Genomic DNA, 21,439 nt, shown 5'->3' with positions numbered 1-21,439 from the left:
CTTTCGCTGATGCTTCCGAGTCGCTTACCGATTCACGTCCGAGTTCACACCGGAAACCGTCCACCGCTGGCTATCGGCACCGGTCCACGGTCGCTGGAGCACGTTCGTTCCGTCGCCGTTCGATCCGTTCGCCGTGTCGGCAACCAGTCCGCTGTTGATGTTCTCCAGTCGATACGTACCGTCGCCGTTCTCGAGGAGGTGCCATCGCTGTGTCGGGTGGCCGTTCGACGGCCACTGTTGGATGTTGCCACCGTCTGTCGTACTCGCACCGGCGACCTCGAGCAGCTGGTCGCTATTGGCGTTCTCGAACGCGTACGCCTCGTTTCCCCAGTCGCGAACGCGCCACCGCTGGCACGCGTGTCCGGTGTCCGGATACAGCCGAACGTTCGCGCCGTCGCTCGTGCTGGCGTCTGCCACCTCCAGGAGCGAGCCGGTCTCGACGTTCGCGACGCGGTACGTTCCCTCCGCAAGCGGACCCGTTGTCGCACACTCGTCGCCGGATCGAGATCGCGGGTGCTGGGCGGTCGGCGTTCCGTAACACCCGAGTACCGGCCAACCGTCGTTGTCCCACCTGATTCGATCGGCCAGCATGATCCGGTTCCACGTCCCGTCGACGTACTCCGGCTCCCGTCGATCGTAGGCGTGGTACAGGAGCCACAGGTCGTCGGTATCGTCGCGGATCGCTGTGTTGTGGCCGGGGCCGGGGAACCGACTGTTGCCGCTTACGATGGCCACCCCGCTGTTGTGATCGTTCAGATTTCGCAGGTCGGTGCCGTTCTGGTTGGTGTACGGCCCGAGGGCGTTCGCCGATCGGCCGACCTCGATCTCGTAGGTGCTGTCATAGCCCTCACAGCAGTAGCCGGTCGAGTAAAACAGGTAGTAGTAGCCGTTCGCCTCGACGATCTTCGCCGCCTCGCGATTATCGCCCGCGAGGTGGACCGTCGTTCCGTTTACGTAATCCGTTCCGTCCGGCGTGAGTTCGACGCCGTATATTCCGTAGAAACTTCCCCAGACCATGTACGGCGTTCCGTCGACGACGAAAAAGTCCGAGTCGATGGCGTTCGTCATCGACAACTCGTCCTCTCGGAACACCGGCCCCTGATCGGTGAACGGACCCTCCGGTGTGTCCGCGGTCGCCAGGCCGATTCCCGGGTTATCGCTACTGCCCCACGTTGAGTAGGAGTAGTACAGGTAGTACTGGCCGTTGTAGTAGTTGATGTCGGGTGCCCACAGCGACGCATCGTCGTCGCGCCAGTCCGGATAACTTTCGAAGGCTTCCCCGACGTACGTCCAGTCGTGGAGATCCGCCGATTTCACGATCGGAACCATCTCCTCCTGATCCTCGCCGTCTTTCTCCATGTTCGATGCGTACGCGTAGTACATGTCGCCGACGCGGACCACGGTCGGGTCAGGAAACACGCGATCGGCATAGACCGGGTTGTGATAGTGCTCTCCGTCGTTGTCAGCCCTCGCTGTACGCGTTCCGCCGCCCGGATATCCGAGTGCGCCGACTGCTCCTGCACCGATTGCCGCGAGAACGTTCCGTCGCTTGTGGCTATTACTATTAAACACCATGCGATCGTCACTATTCCAACCATTTACATAAATATGTGCGTCCGTCAGGTTTCGCAGCCGTAATCGACCCGACGAACGACGCTACCATCGCCATCAGCGGTGCCGGCTCGCCATCGGTCGAGTTCAGTTGCGTTCGGTCGCCATCCGCCGGTGCACGATCGCTCGCTGCGCGGCGACGTATACCGAACGAGTTTCGGTATAACAGAATAGGATTCTCCAAAGCAGAATGCAGGGTGAGACGACGTATTGAACTCGGCCGCGACCAGTCACTCGCTCGTTCCGTGGGGCGGTTCGCCCGAGTTACCGAGTCTCGACACGGTAGTGTCGCGTTTCAGTTGCAGCGTCCGTGATCCAGAGTCGATGTTGCCGTCTCGTCCGGCCGCTGTAGATTACGAGTGTACTGTTGTAATCTCCCACTCTATTTCGGATGAACTCGCTGCGGATCCCGAGTTCCAGCCTCGCATAAGGACGGACCATCGTTCTTCATCCAGCTAGCTTTGTTCTGGAACATAGAATTCTGTTTTCGAAGAATGAACACAGATGTCGCCGTGCGTCGCTTCGGTTTTCGATTCCGACCTGACTTTCCGGGCCAGCTCCGAGCCGTCGTCGTGAGTGAGACGGCAACGCCCGGCGGCGAGTCGCATCCGAATCACGCAATTCCACAGAACTATAACGCCCGATGAACGTACTGGAAACTATGCGTGGACTAGCCAAAACCAGCCGACAGCAGGGAGCGATGGAACTCGTCGATCGCGAACGCCCTGCACCCGAACCGGACGAAGCACTGATCGAAGTCGACTACGCGGGGTTGTGCGGAAGCGATGCGGGAATTTACGAGTTCGAGTCGGCGTTCGAACGGATGGAGCTTCCGACCGTCATCGGACACGAGTACACCGGTCGGATTATCGAGACCGGCGACGACGTGACGAACTTTGCGGTCGGCGATCGGGTCGTCGAGCGCCCGATTCGGGGCTGCGGCGAGTGTTACCAGTGCCAGATCGGCGAGGAGAACGTCTGCCAAAACGCGGTTATCACGGGCGTCGACCACGACGGCGCGTACGCGGGCTACGTTTCCGTTCCCGAGACGGCGCTTCATCCCGTCCCTGACGACGTCGAACCGAAACACGCCGCGCTCGTCGAACCGACGAGCATCGGCGCGCGTGCGGTCATCGAGAACTCCCGCGTGAGCCCCGGCGACCGCGTTATGGTCGCCGGACCGGGTCCGATCGGGCAGCTCACGGCCCAGATCGCGCGGGCTCAGGGCGGCGAGGTCGTCCTCGCCGGCGTCGGCCAAGACGCCGAGTACCGTCTCCCGCTGGCCGAGGAACTCGGCTTCGAGACGATCAACATCGAGGCCGACGATCTCGAGGAGCGGCGGGACGAACTCACCGACGGCGTCGGCTACGACGTGGTCTTCGATACGACCGGCCACCCGTCTGGATTACCGATGGCGGTCGACGAAGTCCGCAAGGGCGGGCAGATCGTCCTCGTCGGCCAGACCGGCGAGACGACGATGCCGTACTCGCCGCTCGTCCGCGCGGAGATCGACCTGCAGTGCTCGTACGCGTCGATGTACGAGGACTTCGAGCGGTCGCTTCGACTGATCGCGTCCGGCGACGTCGACCACGCGACCTTCCTCGACGATCGGTTTAGCCTGCTCGAAGCCGACGAGGCGTTCGAAACGTTCCTCGCCGGCGGGACCTGCAAACCCGTCTTCGACGCGTCGGTACTGCGGGATTGATTGCGGCTCTCGGTACCCGTCTTCTCGCCGTTGTCCCGCCGCTTTTGCCCGGTTGCCAGCCATAGCGCCCCGCCGATTATCTCGGTGGACAGACGGAAGTTTTAGTAGCGGCTGTCGTAATTCACGAACGTCGATGGACTACAGACAGCTGTCAGACCCGAACGCAGAGTATACGATGCGCGACCTCTCCGCGGAGACGATGGGACTTTCCGCCTCCCGCGGGCCGCGCGACGTCGAGATCACCGATGTCCAGACGACGGTCGTCGAGGGGAACTACCCCTGGACGCTGGTCCGCGTCTACACCGACGCCGGACTCGTCGGGAACGGCGAATCCTACTGGGGAGCCGGCGAACAGGAAATCATCGAGCGCGTCGCCCCGTTTATCGAGGGGGAGAACCCGCTCGATATCGACCGGCTCTACGAGCACCTGGTCCAGAAGCTTTCCGGAGAGGGATCGATCTCCGGAAAAGCGATCTCGGCCATCTCCGGAATCGAACTCGCCTTGCACGACGTTTCCGGAAAGATCCTCGAGGTGCCGGCCTACCAGTTGCTCGGCGGCAAGTACCGCGACGAAATGCGGATCTACTGCGACTGCCACACCGAAGACGAGGCAGATCCCGATGCCTGCGCCGACGAAGCCGAGCGCGTCGTCGAGGAACTGGGCTACGACGCACTGAAGTTCGACCTCGACGTGCCAAGCGGTCACGAGAAGGACCGCGCGAACCGCCATCTCCGCGGCCCGGAGATCGAGCACAAGGCGGAAATCGTCGAGAAAGTCACCGAGCGGGTGGGCGACCGCGCCGACGCCGCGTTCGATTGTCACTGGTCGTTCAGCACCGGCAGCGCACACCGCCTGGCCGAACGACTCGAGGAGTACGACGTCTGGTGGCTCGAAGACCCGGTTCCGCCGGAGAACCACGACGTACAGCGCGAGGTCACCCAGCGGACGACGACGCCGATCACCGCCGGCGAGAACGTCTACCGCGATCACGGCAATCGCCGACTCCTCCAGGAGCAAGCCGTCGACATTATCGCCCCCGACGTTCCGCGCGTCGGCGGGATGCGCCAGTCGCGGAAGATCGCGGATCTGGCGGATCTCTACTACATCCCGGTCGCGATGCACAACGTCTCCTCGCCGATCGGCACGATGGCAAGCATCCACGTCGGTGCCGCCATCCCGAACGCGCTTGCCGTCGAATACCACTCCTACGAACTCGGCTGGTGGAGCGACCTCGTCGAGGAGGACATCATCCACGAGGGCTACGCCGAGGTGCCCGAGAAACCGGGGCTCGGCGTGACGCTCGACCTCGACGCCGTCTCCGATCACCTGGCGGAGGGCGAGACGCTGTTCGACGAGGCCTGACGGCCTCGCGACCCGAGAGCGGTATCCCGCGCGTTCCCGATCCGACTTCGCTCCGATGCAGACCCGACTCCGGCGCACCTGATACGGCCCGACCAGGCTGACCGACCCATAGCACGGGCAGTTCCGTCGGTAGTCTCTCGACCGAACCACAGACCGGTTCCGAGAGTCTCCGTCCCGCGTTCCCCGGACTCTCCCACTCCGAAACCCTTCTTCGATGCGCCCGTACGTACGCCGATATCCCTATCCCGATCCCCGACGCCACTTCGACTGACGGCCGTTCGTATTTGATATCTAACCCCTACCGTCAGTTTTATAATTGTGTACTATTATTCATCAGGTAGTATGGTTACCAATGCCAAGCGGGATACCGGTATGAAGCGACGAGCCTATCTCGCCGGGGCCGCTGCGAGCGCGACACTCGGTATTGCCGGCTGCGTCGGCGGTGGGAGTGGGAGCGATTCCGGTGAACTCGAGGTGCTTCACGGCTGGACCGGGGGGGACGGCGCGGACGCCGTCGACGCGCTTACCAGCGCGTTCGAGGAGGCGCATTCGGACGTCGAGACGAACTTCCAGCCGGTCGGCGGCGACGGGAACGTCGAGTTGAACACGAAGATTCTGCAACGATTGGTGAACTCGAATCCGATGAGTTCGTTCGCCAACTGGCCGGGGAACAACCTCGAGCGATACAGTGGGAGCCTGATGGACCTCGAAGAGGACGTCTGGGAGGCCGAAGGATACAAAGAGACCATGCAGGATCGGGTCGTTGACATCTGCACGTTTAACGACAAGATGCCGGCGGTTCCGATCGGATCTCACCGGATGAACAACCTCTTCTACAATACGGCTGCGTTCGATGAGGCCGGTATCGATGCCGAGAGCCTCAACAGTGTTCCGGACTTTCTCGATGCGCTCGAAACGATTGATTCGGAGACCGACTATATCCCGTTCGCCCACGGAATGCGTGCGCCGTTCCTCGGACTCCAGACGTGGGCCCAGATTCTGACGAGTCAAAGCGGCGTTGACGCGTACACGGACTTCATCAACGGCGACGGAGACAAGGATGCGATGATCGAAGCGTTAGAAACGCTTCAGGAGATCCAGGAGAACTACATTAACACTGATGCGTCTTCGATCGGCTACACGACGGCGGCACAGAAGATCATCGGCGACGAGGAGGAACCGAGCGAAGCCGCGTGTATCCACGGCGGCAACTGGCTGTACGGCATGTTCCGCTCCGACGACGAGTTCAACTACGGTGAGGAGTGGGATTGGGTGCCGTTCCCGGGGACCGAGGGAATTTACTTCTATCACGTTGATGCGTTCGTCACGCCGGCTGACAACCCGAGCCGGGAACAGACGATCACCTGGCAGAAGTTCGTCGGGACGAAGGAGGCACAGATCGCGTTCAATAATCTCAAGGGATCGGTCCCGCTGCGGACGGATATCGACCCTGCGGAGTTGTCGGACTTCCTGGCGATGAACTACGAGCACCTGACCGACTCCGAGGCGTACCCGCCGACGATCGCGCACGGACTCGCCGTCGAACCGGAGGCGATGAACGACTGCAAGAGTGCGATCGGAAACAACTTTTCTGGTCCGTACGACGCTGAGGCGGCGGCTGACGGGCTACTCGAGGCTGTCTCCGGTAACGAATAAATCGTCCGATGAAGCGTACTTCGAGGCGCTGGCGTGACCGCCATCGTCACACTGGAAGTAATAAATTTTTTATTATGATGGCCCAGAATGGTGAGTTAGATGGCAACGCGTGACACAACAGAACCGACAAACCAATCGGGAGTATCGACCGACGAGGTCGTCGATTGGAAGACGAAACTCCGATATTTCCTCAACAGCGATTTCGTCCGGTCGTCGCCGTACTGGGGGATTCCGTTCATCCTCATGGGAATCGCCGTGTACGGCGGCATCGGCTACAATATCGTAATTTCGTTTACGGATTACAGCGGCCTTCAGCCGCCGTCGTTCTCCGGTCTCGACCTCGAGATGTATCGAACCGCCCTCGCGAGCGGGGCGTTTCGCGAAGCCGCGGTCAACAACTTCGTGCTACTCGTCTCGTTCACGGTGATATCGTTAATACTCGGGCTCTTCCTCGCGATTTTGCTCGATCACGGTATCCGGTACAAAAACAAGGTACAGACGATTTACCTCCTGCCGATGGCGCTGTCGTTCGTCGTGACGGCACAGCTCTGGCTGTGGATGTTCAACCCCGACAGCGGGGTTCTGACGGTCATCGTGACGACGTTCGGCTTCGATCCGATCGACTGGCTCGGCAATCCGCGACTCGCGCTGCCGGCGGTTATCTTCGCGCTGGTCTGGCAGTTCAGCGGCTACGCGATGGTCGTCTACCTCGCCGGTCTCCAGTCGATCCCCGACGACCAATTCGAGGCCGCGAAGGTCGACGGGGCGAGCACGATTCGAACGTACCTCCGCATCATCGTCCCGCAACTCAAGGAATCGTCGGTCAGCGCGGCCGTCGTCTTGATGGTGTTCGCGCTCAAGGCCTTCACGTTCCTCTACTCGCTCGTCGGCCAGTACCGGCCGCCGAACGGAACCGACATCCTGGCGACGCTGATGGTCCGCCAGGCGTTCAAGTTCGGCAAGTGGGCTTACGGGGCTGCCATCGCGACGATGCTCCTGTTGCTCGCGCTCAGCGTCATCGCACCGTACCTGGCATACCAGTACCGACAGGGGAGTCTCTAACATGTCACAGTCAACCTCCAGATCACCCATCGACGTCGAATCGCTCGTCGAGAACTTCAACTACAGGCGGGTCGGGAAGTACGCGCTGGTCGTGCTCTTCCTGGGCTTTTTCCTCGTCCCGCTCGAGACGGGGATCATGACCGCCCTCAAGACGAACTCCGCTATCGCTCGCTCGCTGCCGTTCGCACCGCCGGCCGGCGAAGGGTTCACGCTGACGAACCTCGAGTACGCCTTCAGTCAATTGACGAACTCGTTCGTGAACTCGTTGTTGATGGCGGTGCCGGCGACGCTCCTCAACGTCCTGCTGGCCAGCATGGCCGCCTACGGACTGACGATGGTTTCCTGGCGAGGACAGATCGCCGTCTTCGCACTGTTCCTGGTCGGTGTGTTCGTTCCCTACCAGGCCGTACTGGTCCCCTTGTCGCAGTTCTGGAACAACATGTTCCCGCTGGCGCGGATGCTCGAGCCGCTGTTCGCGGCGATCCCGTTCTTACAAGGGGGCCACTCACGGCTCGTGCCGCTGACCATCACTCACGTCGCCTACGGGATTCCGATCTGTACGGTCCTCTTTCGATCGTACTACAAGAGCCTCCCCAACTCCCTGGTGGAGGCCGCGAAGATCGACGGCGCGAGCATCACGAAGATCTACCGCCGCATCGTCCTCCCGCTCTCGCTCCCGATGTTCGGCGTGGTGTTTATCTACCAGTTCACGCAGATTTACAACGAGTTCTTGTTCTCGTTTACCCTCATTACGGGGTCGAATCATCCGGCAGCGCCGGTGACGTTGATCCTGCCGGCGATCGGCTCCTCGACCGAGGGTATCGACTTCGGCATTCGGATGTCGGCGGCGTTCCTCGCGGCACTGCCGACGATCATCCTGTACGTCGCGTTCGCCGAACAGTTTGCAAAGGGGCTGCGCACGGAGAGTGGATAACCAATGGGACGAATTCAACTCGATCACCTGACGAAACGATTCGGAGAGACGGTCGCCGTCGAGGACGTGACCCTCGACACCGAGGACGGCGAGTTCCTCATACTCGTCGGTCCCTCGGGCTGTGGCAAGTCGACGACGCTGCGGATGATCGCCGGCCTGGAGCGGCCGACTGACGGGAACCTATACATCGACGGGGATCACATGAACTATCGCGTGCCCCAGAACCGGGATATCGCGATGGTCTTCCAGGACTACGCGCTGTACCCGCACATGACCGTTCGGGAGAACATCCGGTTCGGTCTCGAAGAGGAAGCCGGCTACACCGCTGCGGAGATGGACGAGCAGGTCGAAGCAACCGCTGCTGACCTCGGCATCGTCGATCTGCTCGACCGCAAGCCGGGCGAACTCTCGGGCGGCCAGCAACAACGAGTCGCGCTCGGCCGCGCAATCGTCCGCGATCCGGAGGTCTTCCTGATGGACGAACCGCTCGCCAACTTAGATGCCAAGCTTCGGTCCCAGATGCGAACCGAGCTCCAGCAACTCCAGGCGGATCTCGACGTGACGACCGTCTACGTTACGCACAACCAGACCGAGGCAATGACCATGGGCGACCGGCTTGCAGTGCTAAACGACGGCCGCCTCCAACAGGTCGGCGAACCCCTGACCCTCTACCACGAGCCCGCAAACCAGTTCGTTGCGGGCTTTATCGGCGAACCGATGATGAACTTCCTCCACGGGCACGCCGACGACGAGACGTTCACCGGCTCCGGACTCGAGTACCCGCTCGACGACCGCCTCGCCGATGCCGTCGGCGACACCGATGAACTCGTCCTCGGCGTTCGCCCGGAGGCGATCGACGTGCGCCGGGCCGACGAGGCCACAGGAGAGCGCGAGCCCGGACCCCACGAGTTCAGGATGCAGGTGGCGGTCAGCGAGACGCACGGCGACCAGAACGTGGTGTCGATGACGGTCGACGACGAGGAAACCGACCACGATGCCCTGCGAGCCGTGACCGACGGGATGCACGTCGTCACCCAGGGCGATTCGGTCGTCGTCACGATCGACCCGGAGACGGTCCACGTCTTCGACGGCGAGACCGGTGAGACGCTGTGCAACCGGCTGCTCGAAACGGACCCCGAACTCGCGGCGGTATCATCAAACTAGTCGTACTATGGCGCGCTTAGAACTCGACGACGTGACCAAGGTGTATCGGGGCGATGACGATGAGGCGGGTGTCGTTGCGGTCGACGACGTCTCGGTCGAGGTTCCGGACGGGGACTTCCTCGTCCTGGTCGGTCCCTCCGGCTGTGGCAAGTCGACGACGCTGCGGATGATCGCCGGTCTCGAAACCGTGACCGCGGGCGAGGTCACACTCGGCGACCGAACGATCAATGACGTCTCGGCGCAGGAGCGCGATATCGCGATGGTGTTCCAATCGTACGCGCTCTACCCGCACAAGACCGTTCGAGACAACATCGCCTTTGGACTCGAGGAATCGACGGACCTCTCCGACGGCGAAATCACTGAAACCGTCGAAGAAGCCACCGAATTGATGGGCATCGACGATCTGCTCGACCGCAAGCCGGGCGAACTCTCGGGCGGCCAGCAACAGCGGGTCGCACTCGGCCGCGCCATCGTTCGCGATCCCGATGCCTTCCTGATGGACGAACCGCTGTCGAATCTGGACGCGAAACTCCGCGCGGAGATGCGTACGGAACTCCAGCACCTCCAGGAGCAGTTGGGCGTGACCACCGTCTACGTCACCCACGATCAGACGGAAGCGATGACGATGGGCGACCGAATCGCCGTGCTCGATCAGGGGGAACTCCAGCAGGTCGGCACGCCGCTCGAGTGTTACCACCAGCCGAGTAACCTGTTCGTCGCCGGCTTCATTGGCGAGCCATCGATGAACGTCTTCGACGGTCACCTCCAGACAACTGAACTCGTGACGGATTCGTTCACCTACTCGTTCTCCGCCGAGTCAGTCAGCGATCTCGATCTCGAGGAGGAGAGTGAACTCGTCCTCGGAATCCGTCCGGAGGATATTGAACTCGGTGAACGCTCGACGGACGAGCACCGGTTCGAGGCCGAAGTGGTGGTCGTCGAACCGATGGGGAACGAGAATATCGTCCATCTACAGTTCGACGACACGCCGACTGACGACGAGTTCATCGCGACGACTGAGGGGATTCCGAGCGTGAGTAGCGGCGATCGCGTCGGCGTTGTATTCCCCGAAGCGGCGATTCATCTCTTCGATGCGGATACTGGTAAAGCGGTGAAGAACCGACGACTGTCGTTTACCGGGACGCCAGCAGAGATGTTGCAGTAGGCTTCAGTAGGCGAGCGGAGCTGTTTTTCGACCGGTCGTTGTCCAGCGTACGGGTACGATCTTGATTTTGGTGGGTGTGACGCGGTCGTGGTTCCTCCAATAGTGAGCGGTGCATATCGAGTATCGAGTATCGAGCGACAAGTAGTGAGTAGCGACTAGTGAGCGGTGGGTGTCGAACGGTGAACGGTGAGTAGTGAGGCCGCGACTGAGCGAGGAGCCGTGAGTTACGGTGAACGGGGGGTAGTGAGGTACTTGACGTGATGGCAGATCGGCTGGACGACTAGAACTCGGACGTGCGAAGGCACTCGCAGTACTCGGAGTGACAGCAGAACGATAAACGGCGACTCCACAATGTCATCCCGTCTATCTCACACGGACAACGGTGAGTCTCTCATACCGACGCGATTCATCCCGCCTTTCGATCACCGATCAACGTTGCTGGAGTACACATTGACGATCGGATTCGACGGGTTATACTTCGATAACCGGATTCGAGAGTTCGCCGATCTCGTCGATCGTAATACGGACTTCGTCGTCGGGCTGGAGCGTGAAACCGTCGTCGGGGACCAGCGAGGTGCCGGTGAGCAACACGCCGAGTTCGGGAATGGTATCGTGGTTTTGCCAGAACTCGGCCAGTTCGTCGCAGGTGCGGGCCATGTTCCCGGTCGAGGTTTCGCCCTCGTACCGGAGTTCGCCGTCGCGGCTGATTTCCATCGTCATTGTCAACTCGTGGGGGTCCGTGACGCTGTCGGCGGAGACGATTGCGGGACCGATCGAACAGCAGCGGTCGTAGGTCTTGGCCTGGGGCAGATAGAGCGGGTTTTCGCCTTCGATTTCGCGGCTACTCACGTCGTTGCCGATCGTGTAGCCGACGATCGAGCCGTCATAGAGGACGATCCCGAGTTCGGGTTCGGGAACGTCCCACGTCGAGTCCGCGCGGATACCGATCGCTTCGTTCGGACCGACCGTGCGGCTGGGCGTCGCTTTGAAGAAGATTTCGGGGCGGTCGGCCTCGTAGGCGTGCAGGTACATCTCCGGCATGCCGCTCTCGCTTTCGCGGGCTTCCTCGCTAATTTCGTAGGTGACCCCCGCCGCCCACACCTCGTCCGGGACGAGGGGGAGCGTGGCATCGGCGAGGGAGTCGCGCGCGATCGTCGGGGCATCGGCTGCGATATCGCTCGCAATTTCGTCGACGGAGGCGCCGGCGATGTCTGCGGTCGCTGCGAGGTCGCCAAAGCCGTTCAGACGGGGTTTGACGGCCGTAAGGTCGTAGGCCGTTCCCGAATCGACGGCGATGAGTCTGTACTGGTCGCCACTGGATAGGCGCTGATACCGCATGGTGAGTGCAACACTCTACCCCACTATAAATGTCCCGTCCGCGAACCGATCGAGCAAGCGAAAGCTGCCAAACGGCAAGAATTATGGGCGAACGGAACGTCCGAGAGAGTGTATGCCTGACCAGCGATTGAACTACGTGAGCGGCGAGTGGACTGCATCGAACACCGGTGAGACCTTCGAGACGACCGATCCGGCGAATCCGGACGAGGTCATCGCGACCTATCCCCAGTCCGACGCCGAGGATACCGAACGGGCGATCGAGGCGGCAAACGAGGCCAGCGACGAGTGGGCCGAGACGCCGGGCCCGGAACGCGGACGGATCCTCACCGCGGCCGGGTCGCTCCTCGATCAGCGAAAGGACGAGCTGACCGAACTGCTCGTCCGCGAGGAAGGCAAGACCCGTAGTGAGGCCGGCGGCGAGGTACAGCGGGCCATCGACATCTTCCACTACTTCGGCTCGAAGGCCAGCGATATCGGCGGCACGGTCAAGAGTTCGAGCGCCCGCGATACCAATCTCTACACGACGGTCGAGCCGCTCGGCGTCGCCGGGCTGATCACGCCGTGGAACTACCCCATCGCGATTCCGGCCTGGAAGATCGCGCCCGCACTCGCTGCGGGCAACACCGTCGTCATCAAGCCCGCGACGCTCGCACCGGGCGTCGTCCACGAGATGGCCGAGGCGCTCGACGAGGCCGGCCTTCCGGACGGCGTCCTCAACGTCGTCACCGGCCCCGGCAGCGAGGTCGGCAGTACGATCGCGGGCCACGAGGCCGTCGACGCCGTCTCCTTCACCGGGAGTACCGCAGTCGGTAACACCGTCTACGACACCGCAACCGAGGACGGCAAACGCGTCCAGCTCGAGATGGGCGGCAAGAACCCGACGATCGTCAGCGACAGCGCGGACGTCGAACAGGCGGCCGATATCGTCGCCGACGGTGCCTTCGGCGTTACCGGCCAGGCGTGCACCGCCGCCTCCCGCGCGATCGTCCACGAGGACGTCTACGACGAGTTCGTCGACGCCGTCGTCGACCGCGCCGCGGCGATCGACCACGGCCACGGCCTCGACGATCCGGGGATGGGCCCGCACGTCAGCGAATCCGAACTCGAGAGTACGCTCGAGTACGTCGAGATCGCCCAGGACGAGGGCGCGACCCTCGAGTACGGCGGCTCGGAACTCGATCGCGAAGGCTACTACGTCGAACCAGCGGTCTTCTCCGATGTCGACACCGAGATGCGAATCGCTCAGGAGGAGGTCTTCGGACCGGTGCTCGCGGTGATCCCCGTAAGCGACTTCGACGAAGCGCTCTACGTCGCAAACGACGTCGACTACGGGCTCTCGGCCAGCGTCGTCACCGACGACCACACCGAGGCGAACCGCTTCGTCGACGAGATCGAAGCCGGCGTCGTGAAGATCAACGAAAAGACGACCGGCCTCGAACTGCACGTTCCCTTCGGCGGGATGAAAGATTCCTCGAGCGAAACCTACCGCGAACAGGGCGACGCCGGACTCGACTTCTATACGATCAGCAAGACGGTCTACGACAACTACTGACTGTCTTCCCGCCGCTCGAGTCGGTTCGATTGACGCTATTTTTTGACCGCGATTCGACGAGACTCGATCACGTATCGGTCCGAATTATTAAGCGTCTCGGCGGTGAGGGATGGATAATGCAGCCGAGTTCAGACAGCGGCGTCAGCGAAGCGCCGGCCGAGCAGCGCATCGAGTCACGCGTCAACTCTCTCATCCAGGAACTGACACTCGCCGAGAAGGCGGCCCAACTCGGGTCCGTCAACGCCGACGAACTCCTGAACGAGTCCGGTGAACTCGACGAGGAAGCCGTCAGCGACCACCTCTCGAACGGTATCGGCCATCTGACCCGAATCGGCGGGGAGGGGAGTTTACCCCCGTCCGAGGCGGCCGAACGGACGAACGAACTGCAGACCTACCTCCGGGAGGAGACGCGCCTCGGTGTCCCGGCAATTCCCCACGAGGAGTGTCTGAGTGGATACATGGGTCCCGAGGGGACGACGTTTCCACAAATGATCGGGATGGCGAGCACGTGGTCGCCCGCCCTCCTCGAAACGGTCACCGAGACGATCCGCGCTCAGTTGGAAGCCATCGGGACCGCACACGCGCTGTCTCCCGTCCTTGACGTCGCCCGCGATCTCCGGTGGGGACGCGTCGAGGAGACCTTCGGCGAAGACCCCTATCTGGTCGCGGCGATGGCGTGCGGGTACGTCGACGGGCTCCAGGGTGACGGCGACGGCGTCGCCGCCACGCTCAAGCACTTCGCCGGCCACGCGGCCGGAACGGGCGGAAAGAATCGGAGTTCGGTCTCCCTCGGGCGGCGCGAACTCCGCGAAACCCACATGTTTCCCTTCGAAGCGGCCGTCCGCACGGCGAACGCCGAGTCGGTCATGAACGCCTATCACGATATCGACGGAATCCCGTGTGCCAGCGACGAGTGGCTGCTGACCGACGTCCTCCGGGGCGAGTGGGGGTTCGACGGAACGGTCGTCTCGGACTACTACAGCGTCGAATACCTCCGCAGCGAACACGGCGTCGCCGCAGACGAACGGGAAGCAGGCATCGCGGCCGTCGAAGCCGGCATCGACGTCGAACTCCCCGCTACGGACTGCTACGGCGATCACCTCGTCGACGCCGTCGACGCCGGTGAACTCGCCGAGGAGACGATCGACGAAGCCGTTCGTCGCGTCCTCCGCGCGAAGGCTCGGAAGGGGTTGCTCGACGATCCGACGGTGGACGCCGACGCGGCGACGGAACCGTTCGGTACCGACGAGGCGAGGGCACTCACCGAGCGCGCCGCCCGCGAATCGATGACGCTCCTGCAAAACGACGGCGACCTGCTCCCGCTCGTCGGCGAGGAAACGGACTCCGTCGCGGTCGTCGGTCCGAAAGCCGACGACGCCCAGGAACTGCTCGGCGATTACGCCTATCCCGCCCACTACCCCGAAGAGGAGATCGAGTTCGACGCGACGACGCCGCTCGATGCCGTCCGTGCGCGGGGGGAGGAGTACGGATTCGAAGTGCGACACGAGCGAGGCTGTACGACGACCGGACCCGACACGGAGGGGTTTGACGCGGCCGCAAACGCCGCCGCGGACGCCGACGTTGCCCTCGCGTTCGTCGGCGCGCGATCCGCCGTCGATTTCTCGGACTCGGACAGAGACCGGATCAACAAGCCGAGTGTCGCTACAAGCGGCGAAGGGTGTGACGTGGTCGACCTGGGACTGCCCGGCGTGCAGCATGAACTCGTCGAACGAGTTCACGAGACCGGGACGCCGGTCGCGGTCGTCGTCGTCAGCGGCCGCCCTCACGCGATGGAGCGGATCGCGGCGACCGTCCCGGCGGTCGTGCAGGCGTGGCTGCCCGGCGAACGCGGCGGCGAGGGGATCGCCGCCGTCCTGTTCGGCGAGCACAATCCCGCCGGCCACCTTCCCGTCTCCGTCCCGCGTACCGTCGGGCAACTGCCCGTTCACTACAACCGAAAACCGAACACCGCGACCGAGGAGTACGTCTACACGGAGAGCGACCCGCTCTATCCCTTCGGCCACGGGCTTTCCTACACCGAGTTCACCTATGGTGACCTCTCGCTGTCGACGGACTCCCTCCCCCCGGCTGGCACGATCGTCGCGGACGTGACCGTCGAAAACGCCGGCAACACCGCGGGAGACGATGTCGTCCAACTGTACGCGAGCGCCGAGAACCCCGATCTGGCCCGTCCGGTTCAGGAACTCGTCGGGTTCGAGCGTGTTTCCCTCGATCCGGGCGAGACGAAACGCGTTAGCTTCGCGGTCGACGCCTCGCAACTCGCCTATCACGACCGGGATTTCAACCTGGTCGTCGAGGAGGGCCCCTACGAGTTCCGCGTCGGCCACTCGGCCGCCGACGTGGTCGCGACCGCACCGTTCGAGGTAACCGGAACGAAGGAAGTCTCGCGGACCGGCCGAACGTATTTCACCGAGACGAACGTGACGGGCGGAGCCGAGTGAACGCTCCGGTCACGGTGTTGCTCGGCATCGCTCGAGGACATCGGGCGGCCGTCTTCGACGACGGTCGCCCACGGGCCGTGAGTGCGTACGACAAACGTGGCAAATAATCCCACACGTATTTACTTCTCGGTACGTATCACTCAGCCATGCCGACGGATTCATCGGAGCCTCTCGACGGTCTTTCCCTCGACTCGAAATCGGTATCGCTTGGCGAAATCGACGACGCGGAGATTCGTGCCGCCCTCTCGTCGTCGGAGCCGCTGGATCGGCAGCGGGGTATCGCGGCCTGTGAGGCCCGAGTCGAAGCGAACGTCGACGCTGTCCGACCGCTCCTCGATGCGGTCGCGTCGGCCGTTGCCGACGACAACGCCCCGGTTGCGCTGCGTGCGATTTCCGTCCTCGACGCCGTCGCCGAGAGCGATCCGGCGACGCTCGAGGGACGCACGGCGGCTCTCGTCGGTGCCGTCGACAGCGAGATCGCAGACGTGCAACTGACCGGCGCGACCCTCCTCGGAAAACTCGCCGTTTCCCGTCCCGCTCTCGTCGCACCGCATGTCCCGGCGGTGATCGACGCCGTTCGAACTACTGAACTCGATACGGAACCGCAGGATTTCGGCGACGTGGTCGCCGATGCGGTGACCCGGCGGACGCTCCGAGATCACGAGGAAGAGGAACGAAAACGGCGAATTGCTGGCCGCCACACTCTCGTTAACGTCGCGGTTGCGATCGCCGAGGCGAAGCCAGAATCGATGGTCGACACTGTCCCCGATCTCGTCACGCTGCTGGACGACGAGGATCCGACCATCGCCGGCGGTGCCGTCGACGCGCTAGCCGAACTAGCGGCGGCGAATCCGACTGCCGTTGCCCCCGCGACCGACCGCCTGGTCGATTGTCTCGACCGCGATAGCGCCGTCGTTCGTGCACGTACCGTTCGGGCGCTCGGACATCTCGGGGACGCCGCCACCGTCTCGCACCTTCGAACGGTGGCCGCGGACGACCCCGATGCGGACGTTCGCGAACTCGCGGCCGAGACTGCGAATTACGTCGCGGACACATCGTAATTCGCTTTTCGGCTTGCGAATCGACGCCGCCGAGAGTTAGTCCTCCATCGCACGTTTCGTGCAGTACCAGTACGTTGTGCTGAAGAAGCCAAGCGCCCCGACCACGAGAACGACATCGATAACGAGGATCGGAAACGCCCTGTCATCGGGTTCGACGAACGGAACTGAGAGCGCGAGGAGGAGCCCCGACGCGATCAATAGGGCGATAATGACCCGCATCTGCGCGCGTTGCGCAGCGACGAGATCGAGCAGCGTCGACGATTTCGACATGGTATGCGGGTACACAACACATGGTAAAAATCTACCGATGGTTCCGATCGCCGCGCCACTACTCTTTCGACGGAATCTGCAGTTGCGATTCGGCGGTCAGCAACGGAGTTCGTCGCGAACCGGGGCTAGTCACGGCGAACGCGACCTCGCTCATCCGGGATGCCGGAGTACTCGCGGAAGTACGACGTGAGAACGTCCCGCCACCGCTCGGCCTGTGCAATCTGTTCGTCGAACCGCTCGGCGACGTGGCGGTATCGCCGCTCGTCTATCCTTCCTTCGAGCGTGTGCCACCGGTCTCGAAGGCGCTCGACTTCCTCGACGCCGTCGAAGCAGTTATCGTAGAGCCGCTGGACGACGGTCGTCCCGTCGTCGAGTTCGTAGTCCCAGGGGAGGTGATGGAAGAAGAGCAGGAACTCTTCGGGGCACGTCTCGACGGACTCGTACCGCTCGGCGATCGGGTCCGGATACTGCGCGGTGTAGCCGCTGCCGCGGCCGGTCCGGTCGACGCCGATTCCGTCCTCGCTCGCGCCGTGGTAGCCGGGCCATTCCTCGGGTGACGGGTAGTAGTGGTTCTCGAGGAACTCCTCGCCGTTGTGCATCATGTGCACGAGCCCGAGGCCGCCGGTTTCGTAGTCGATGCACGCCTCCCACGAGTCGCGGAGGAGTTCGGCGATCGTCTCGACGACGACCTCGTCGGCACCGAAGGTCTGTCGGACCCACTCCTCGGTGATCGTTTCGACGGACAGGTCGGGATTCCAAGCCGCACGCCCGAACGCGTAGAGGTTTGCCTGGGACAGGTAGTGGCCCGTCCAGGTATCGTCTTCGCCGATGTTGGCGACACCGGCAACGCCCTGTCCCGCTCCTCGCAGGAGCGACTTCACCGGCGTCGCCTCGCCGTCGGCGCGCGTCTCGAACTCGAAGACCTCCTTCCACAGCGGGAGATGGTAGGTCGCGTGGACACCCTGTCCGGTGTACTCTTGGGTCAGTTGTACCTCCAATCCGAGGTCCGTCTCCGGCATCGCACCGAACAGCGTCGACACCGGCTCGCGGGGCTGGAAGTCGATCGGACCGTTCTTGATCTGCACGGTGACGTTGTCGCTGAACTCGCCGTCCAGGGGTTCGAACGTGTCGTAGGCCTGTACCGCCCGATCCTCGTGTGAGCCGTAGACGAAGGCTCGCCACCAGACGCGCCCGCCGTGGGGTTCGAGCGCCCGTGCGATCGCGTTCGCCCCGTCTACGTGATTCCGGTCGTAGTCGTAGGGTCCGGGTTGTCCCTCCGAGTCCGCCTTGATCAGGAATCCGCCGAGATCCGGTACGAGGCCGTAGATCTCGTCGGCTTTCTCTCGCCACCAGTCTCGGACGGTCTCATCGAGCGGGTCGGCGGTATCGAGATCGCCGACGAGCATCGGTGCTGCGAAGTTGACCGACAGGTACGGTCGGATCCCGTATCGGCGAAACAGCGACGCGAGCCCGGTGAAATCCTCGAGCCGTCGCGATTCGAGCAATTGCCAGCCCTCGAACGCGTCGACGGCGTCGTTTGCACTCTTTCGCGGCGGTTTCGTGGTGTTGACGTTGTTGAGAACGATCCCGTTGATCCCGACGGATGCCAATAGCCGCGCGTAATCCTCGTACCGCGGCCGGAGGTCGGGCAATCGTTCCCAGTCGAAGATCGACTCGCCGCCGTAGCCGCGCTCGACCGACCGGCGGAAGGGCGTATCCCACTGGTTGAGCAATCGATTCGCGTACGTCGGTTCCTCGCGAACCTCAAGTTCGTCGACAGACTTGCGGAGTTGGAGGAGACGAAGGAGGTGAAAGGTGCCGTACACCAGTCCTCGATCGGTGGGTGCGGTCACGACGAGACAGTCCGCTCCGTTCCAGGTGACCGCCCGGATGAGGAAGCCGCCGTCGTCGAGTTCGGCGACTTCGTCGACCGGGACCGACTCGGCGATCATCGCCATATCGTCCGGGGTACCGATGGCGAGGAATCCGTCGACAGTCGTCGGCGGGTGTTGCCAGAAGTGGGGTGGTGTCCCCAGTAGTTCGGGAAGCGCCCGCCGGAGTTCGTCTCGAATCGCGCTGCACTCCGGCGATTTTTCCGAGACGTACGCGTGTCTACACCGCCGGCGGTACGAGGCGCGTACGTCGTCCGCCGTGATGTGGTCGTACCGGAGCCAGCAATCGTCGTACGGGGTCATCGAGATACGGTAGTGCAGTCATTGGCGATCGGTAAAAATGGTACTGGTCGCCGCCACAGTCGGTTCGAGCGTCGATTGCACGTCACGGCTCATCCGTCCACTACTCCATCGCTGCATAGAGGAAATAATAATCATAATATTTATTACCGCCTATGTGGTGCCATACCAATACATGGGATCTGATAGCATCCCGAACGATTACAGCGATGTAATCAGTCGTCGGGATATGTTAACGATAGCTGGGGTGTCGGGTGCGGCCGCGCTCGCCGGTTGCGTTGGTGGCAGTGGGTCGGATAGCGGCACGTTCGTCAATGCGTACACCGGCAATCCGGCCGACCTCCATTTCAACACGTCGGCGATCCAGAATTACAGGTGGCCCGCGGGGCGGGCGGTGTTCGCCCCGTTTATGAAGTATTCGTTCACCGAGAACGAGTTCTTGCTCGGGGCGCTCGACGACCTGGAAATCGACGGCGAGGAAGTGACGCTCACCTTCCGCGACGACCTGGCGTGGGACGACGGCGACGAGTGGACGACCGAGGATCTCGACGTGCAACTGCAACTGGCGGAGAAAAGCGGGAGTTCGCTTTGGGGGTATCTCGACGACTACGAGATCGTCGACGACAAGACCGCCCGCCTCCTGCTCTCCGGGCCGACGAACCCGCAGATCGTCCGATTCGAACTCACGAACTTCCTCGTCGATACGAAAGCGGAAACCCACGAGCAGTGGTTGGATGCGGACGAGTCGGAGTTCCTTCGGTGGGAGTGGGAGGATCCCGTCGCCAGCGGGATGTTCTCGTTCGTGAGCAAGGATCGCCAGGCGTTCGAGTTCGAACCCAATCCCGAGTTCTACAACGCGGACAACGTCGATATCGACACGTTCCTGATCGATAGCTACGGCGGAAATACCGCGCAGCATCAGGCGTTGATGTCAGGGACGGAAGCCGATGCGGCGCTGAGTCTGTTCGCGCCGCCGGAGATCGTCGATCAGTTCCCGGATCACGTCGTCGAGATTCAGATCCCGGCCAAGTGGGGGTACGGAATCGTGTTTAATCACGACGATCCCCACTTCGGGCAGCGGGAAGTCCGGCAGGCGGTCGCACACGTTATCGATCGCGAGTCGATCGTCGAGAACGCGGGGCCGCGCTCGAAGTTCGTGACGCCGACTCCGTGCGGTATCGCGCCCCGCGATCAGGAGTACTGGCTGGACGACTGGTACGACGACTTCGAAACCTACGGTGCCGGTGCCAGTCAAACGGACCAAGCAGCCCAATTGCTCGAGGACGCCGGATACACTCGGGAAGGAGAGACGTGGGAGGATTCCGACGGGAACACGATCGGTGGGGAGTACTACTCGCCCGCGGGCTGGACGGACTGGACGACGATGTCCCAGACGGTCGTCAGTCAACTGAACGAGTTCGGGTTCGATTTCTCGGTCAGCACGAAGCCGACGAACGACTGGTTCAGCCAGTACTCCAACAGCAACTTTGCGATGGGGAGTCTCTACTGGCTGCCCGGCGGCTCGCGGTCGTCGTTCCCGTACTTCCCGCTGTACTACCAGTTGTGGGAGGAGGAGATCGGCGGCGGACACAACTACCGGGAGAAGGCGGACTCCGAACAGACGATTCCCGACAGGGACGGCGGCGAGATGACGCTCACTCCGCTCGAGGTAACCGAGGAAATCGCGCGACAATCCAGTGACGAGGAGGCGCGGCCGTACATCCAGCAGGCGGCGTGGCACAACCACATCGAACTGCCGTTCCTCGGTTTGGTGTCCAAGTACGAGCAGTCCTGGGTGACCGACGACGAGTGGACGGTCGCCGCCGAGGACAGCCCCAACCGCCAGGTCAAGTGGCCGCAGTTCTGGTGGGTCCACGAGGGAGAATTACAGCCTCGAACCTAAC

The 21,439-nt window shown here is 62.6% G+C and carries 15 protein-coding genes; 11 read left to right on the top strand and 4 right to left on the bottom strand.

Going from position 1 to position 21,439, the window contains the following annotated elements; genetic code table 11:
• Window positions 1–24 precede the first annotated feature (24 nt).
• On the bottom strand, window positions 25–1,575 hold the full coding sequence (locus C480_RS21530; RefSeq protein WP_006667785.1) for a family 43 glycosylhydrolase: 1,551 nt from the start codon (window positions 1,573–1,575) through the stop codon (window positions 25–27).
• Window positions 1,576–2,272: 697 nt separating this feature from the next.
• Here C480_RS21530 and C480_RS21525 point away from each other — a divergent pair.
• The 7 genes from C480_RS21525 (at window position 2,273) to C480_RS21495 (ending at window position 10,660) form a co-directional block, all read left to right on the top strand.
• Entirely contained in the window at window positions 2,273–3,316 is a 1,044-nt protein-coding gene (locus tag C480_RS21525) for a zinc-dependent alcohol dehydrogenase (RefSeq protein ID WP_006667784.1), read from the top strand.
• A 133-nt stretch (window positions 3,317–3,449) separates the two neighbouring features.
• On the top strand, window positions 3,450–4,679 hold the full coding sequence (locus C480_RS21520; protein WP_006667783.1) for a mandelate racemase/muconate lactonizing enzyme family protein: 1,230 nt from the start codon (window positions 3,450–3,452) through the stop codon (window positions 4,677–4,679).
• A gap of 372 nt (window positions 4,680–5,051) precedes the next feature.
• On the top strand, window positions 5,052–6,335 hold the full coding sequence (locus C480_RS21515; protein ID WP_006667782.1) for an ABC transporter substrate-binding protein: 1,284 nt from the start codon (window positions 5,052–5,054) through the stop codon (window positions 6,333–6,335).
• Between the two features lie 99 nt (window positions 6,336–6,434).
• Window positions 6,435–7,397, top strand: a complete 963-nt coding sequence (locus C480_RS21510) for a carbohydrate ABC transporter permease (RefSeq protein ID WP_006667781.1) — start codon at window positions 6,435–6,437, stop codon at window positions 7,395–7,397.
• Between the two features lies 1 nt (window position 7,398).
• A complete protein-coding gene (locus C480_RS21505) occupies window positions 7,399–8,331 on the top strand; it encodes a carbohydrate ABC transporter permease (protein ID WP_006667780.1) in 933 nt (310 codons plus the stop codon).
• A gap of 3 nt (window positions 8,332–8,334) precedes the next feature.
• Window positions 8,335–9,495: an ABC transporter ATP-binding protein gene (locus C480_RS21500; RefSeq protein WP_006667779.1), complete on the top strand. Its 1,161-nt coding sequence runs from the start codon at window positions 8,335–8,337 to the stop codon at window positions 9,493–9,495.
• A gap of 7 nt (window positions 9,496–9,502) precedes the next feature.
• On the top strand, window positions 9,503–10,660 hold the full coding sequence (locus C480_RS21495) for an ABC transporter ATP-binding protein (protein WP_006667778.1): 1,158 nt from the start codon (window positions 9,503–9,505) through the stop codon (window positions 10,658–10,660).
• Between the two features lie 471 nt (window positions 10,661–11,131).
• On the opposite strand, the gene C480_RS21490 is transcribed toward C480_RS21495, so the two are convergent.
• A complete protein-coding gene (locus C480_RS21490; protein ID WP_006667777.1) occupies window positions 11,132–11,998 on the bottom strand; it encodes a fumarylacetoacetate hydrolase family protein in 867 nt (288 codons plus the stop codon).
• A gap of 112 nt (window positions 11,999–12,110) precedes the next feature.
• On the opposite strand from C480_RS21490, the gene xacF reads away from it, so the two are divergent.
• From xacF to C480_RS21475, 3 genes are all read left to right on the top strand, one after another.
• Complete coding sequence (xacF, locus tag C480_RS21485) at window positions 12,111–13,550, top strand: 2,5-dioxovalerate dehydrogenase (protein ID WP_006667776.1); 1,440 nt, start codon at window positions 12,111–12,113, stop codon at window positions 13,548–13,550.
• Between the two features lie 116 nt (window positions 13,551–13,666).
• Window positions 13,667–16,012 (top strand): glycoside hydrolase family 3 N-terminal domain-containing protein, encoded by a 2,346-nt coding sequence (locus C480_RS21480; RefSeq protein WP_006667775.1) that lies wholly within the window; start codon window positions 13,667–13,669, stop codon window positions 16,010–16,012.
• A gap of 146 nt (window positions 16,013–16,158) precedes the next feature.
• Window positions 16,159–17,073 (top strand): HEAT repeat domain-containing protein, encoded by a 915-nt coding sequence (locus tag C480_RS21475; protein ID WP_006667774.1) that lies wholly within the window; start codon window positions 16,159–16,161, stop codon window positions 17,071–17,073.
• A 36-nt stretch (window positions 17,074–17,109) separates the two neighbouring features.
• Here the strand turns inward: C480_RS21475 and C480_RS21470 are convergent, their stop codons facing one another.
• Window positions 17,110–17,343 carry a hypothetical protein gene (locus C480_RS21470; protein ID WP_006667773.1) on the bottom strand — a complete coding sequence of 78 codons (234 nt, stop codon included), beginning with the start codon at window positions 17,341–17,343 and terminating at the stop codon, window positions 17,110–17,112.
• A 125-nt stretch (window positions 17,344–17,468) separates the two neighbouring features.
• Complete coding sequence (locus C480_RS21465; RefSeq protein ID WP_006667772.1) at window positions 17,469–19,538, bottom strand: alpha-glucuronidase family glycosyl hydrolase; 2,070 nt, start codon at window positions 19,536–19,538, stop codon at window positions 17,469–17,471.
• 226 nt (window positions 19,539–19,764) lie between these two features.
• On the opposite strand from C480_RS21465, the gene C480_RS21460 reads away from it, so the two are divergent.
• Entirely contained in the window at window positions 19,765–21,438 is a 1,674-nt protein-coding gene (locus C480_RS21460) for an ABC transporter substrate-binding protein (RefSeq protein WP_049904186.1), read from the top strand.
• Window position 21,439 lies beyond the last annotated feature (1 nt).

Source organism: Natrialba aegyptia DSM 13077, from assembly GCF_000337535.1.
In the GTDB taxonomy this organism is placed as follows: Archaea; Halobacteriota; Halobacteria; order Halobacteriales; family Natrialbaceae; genus Natrialba; species Natrialba aegyptia.
Note: the sequence above shows the minus strand (reverse complement) of the source record. Positions and strands in the feature narration are given on the sequence as shown.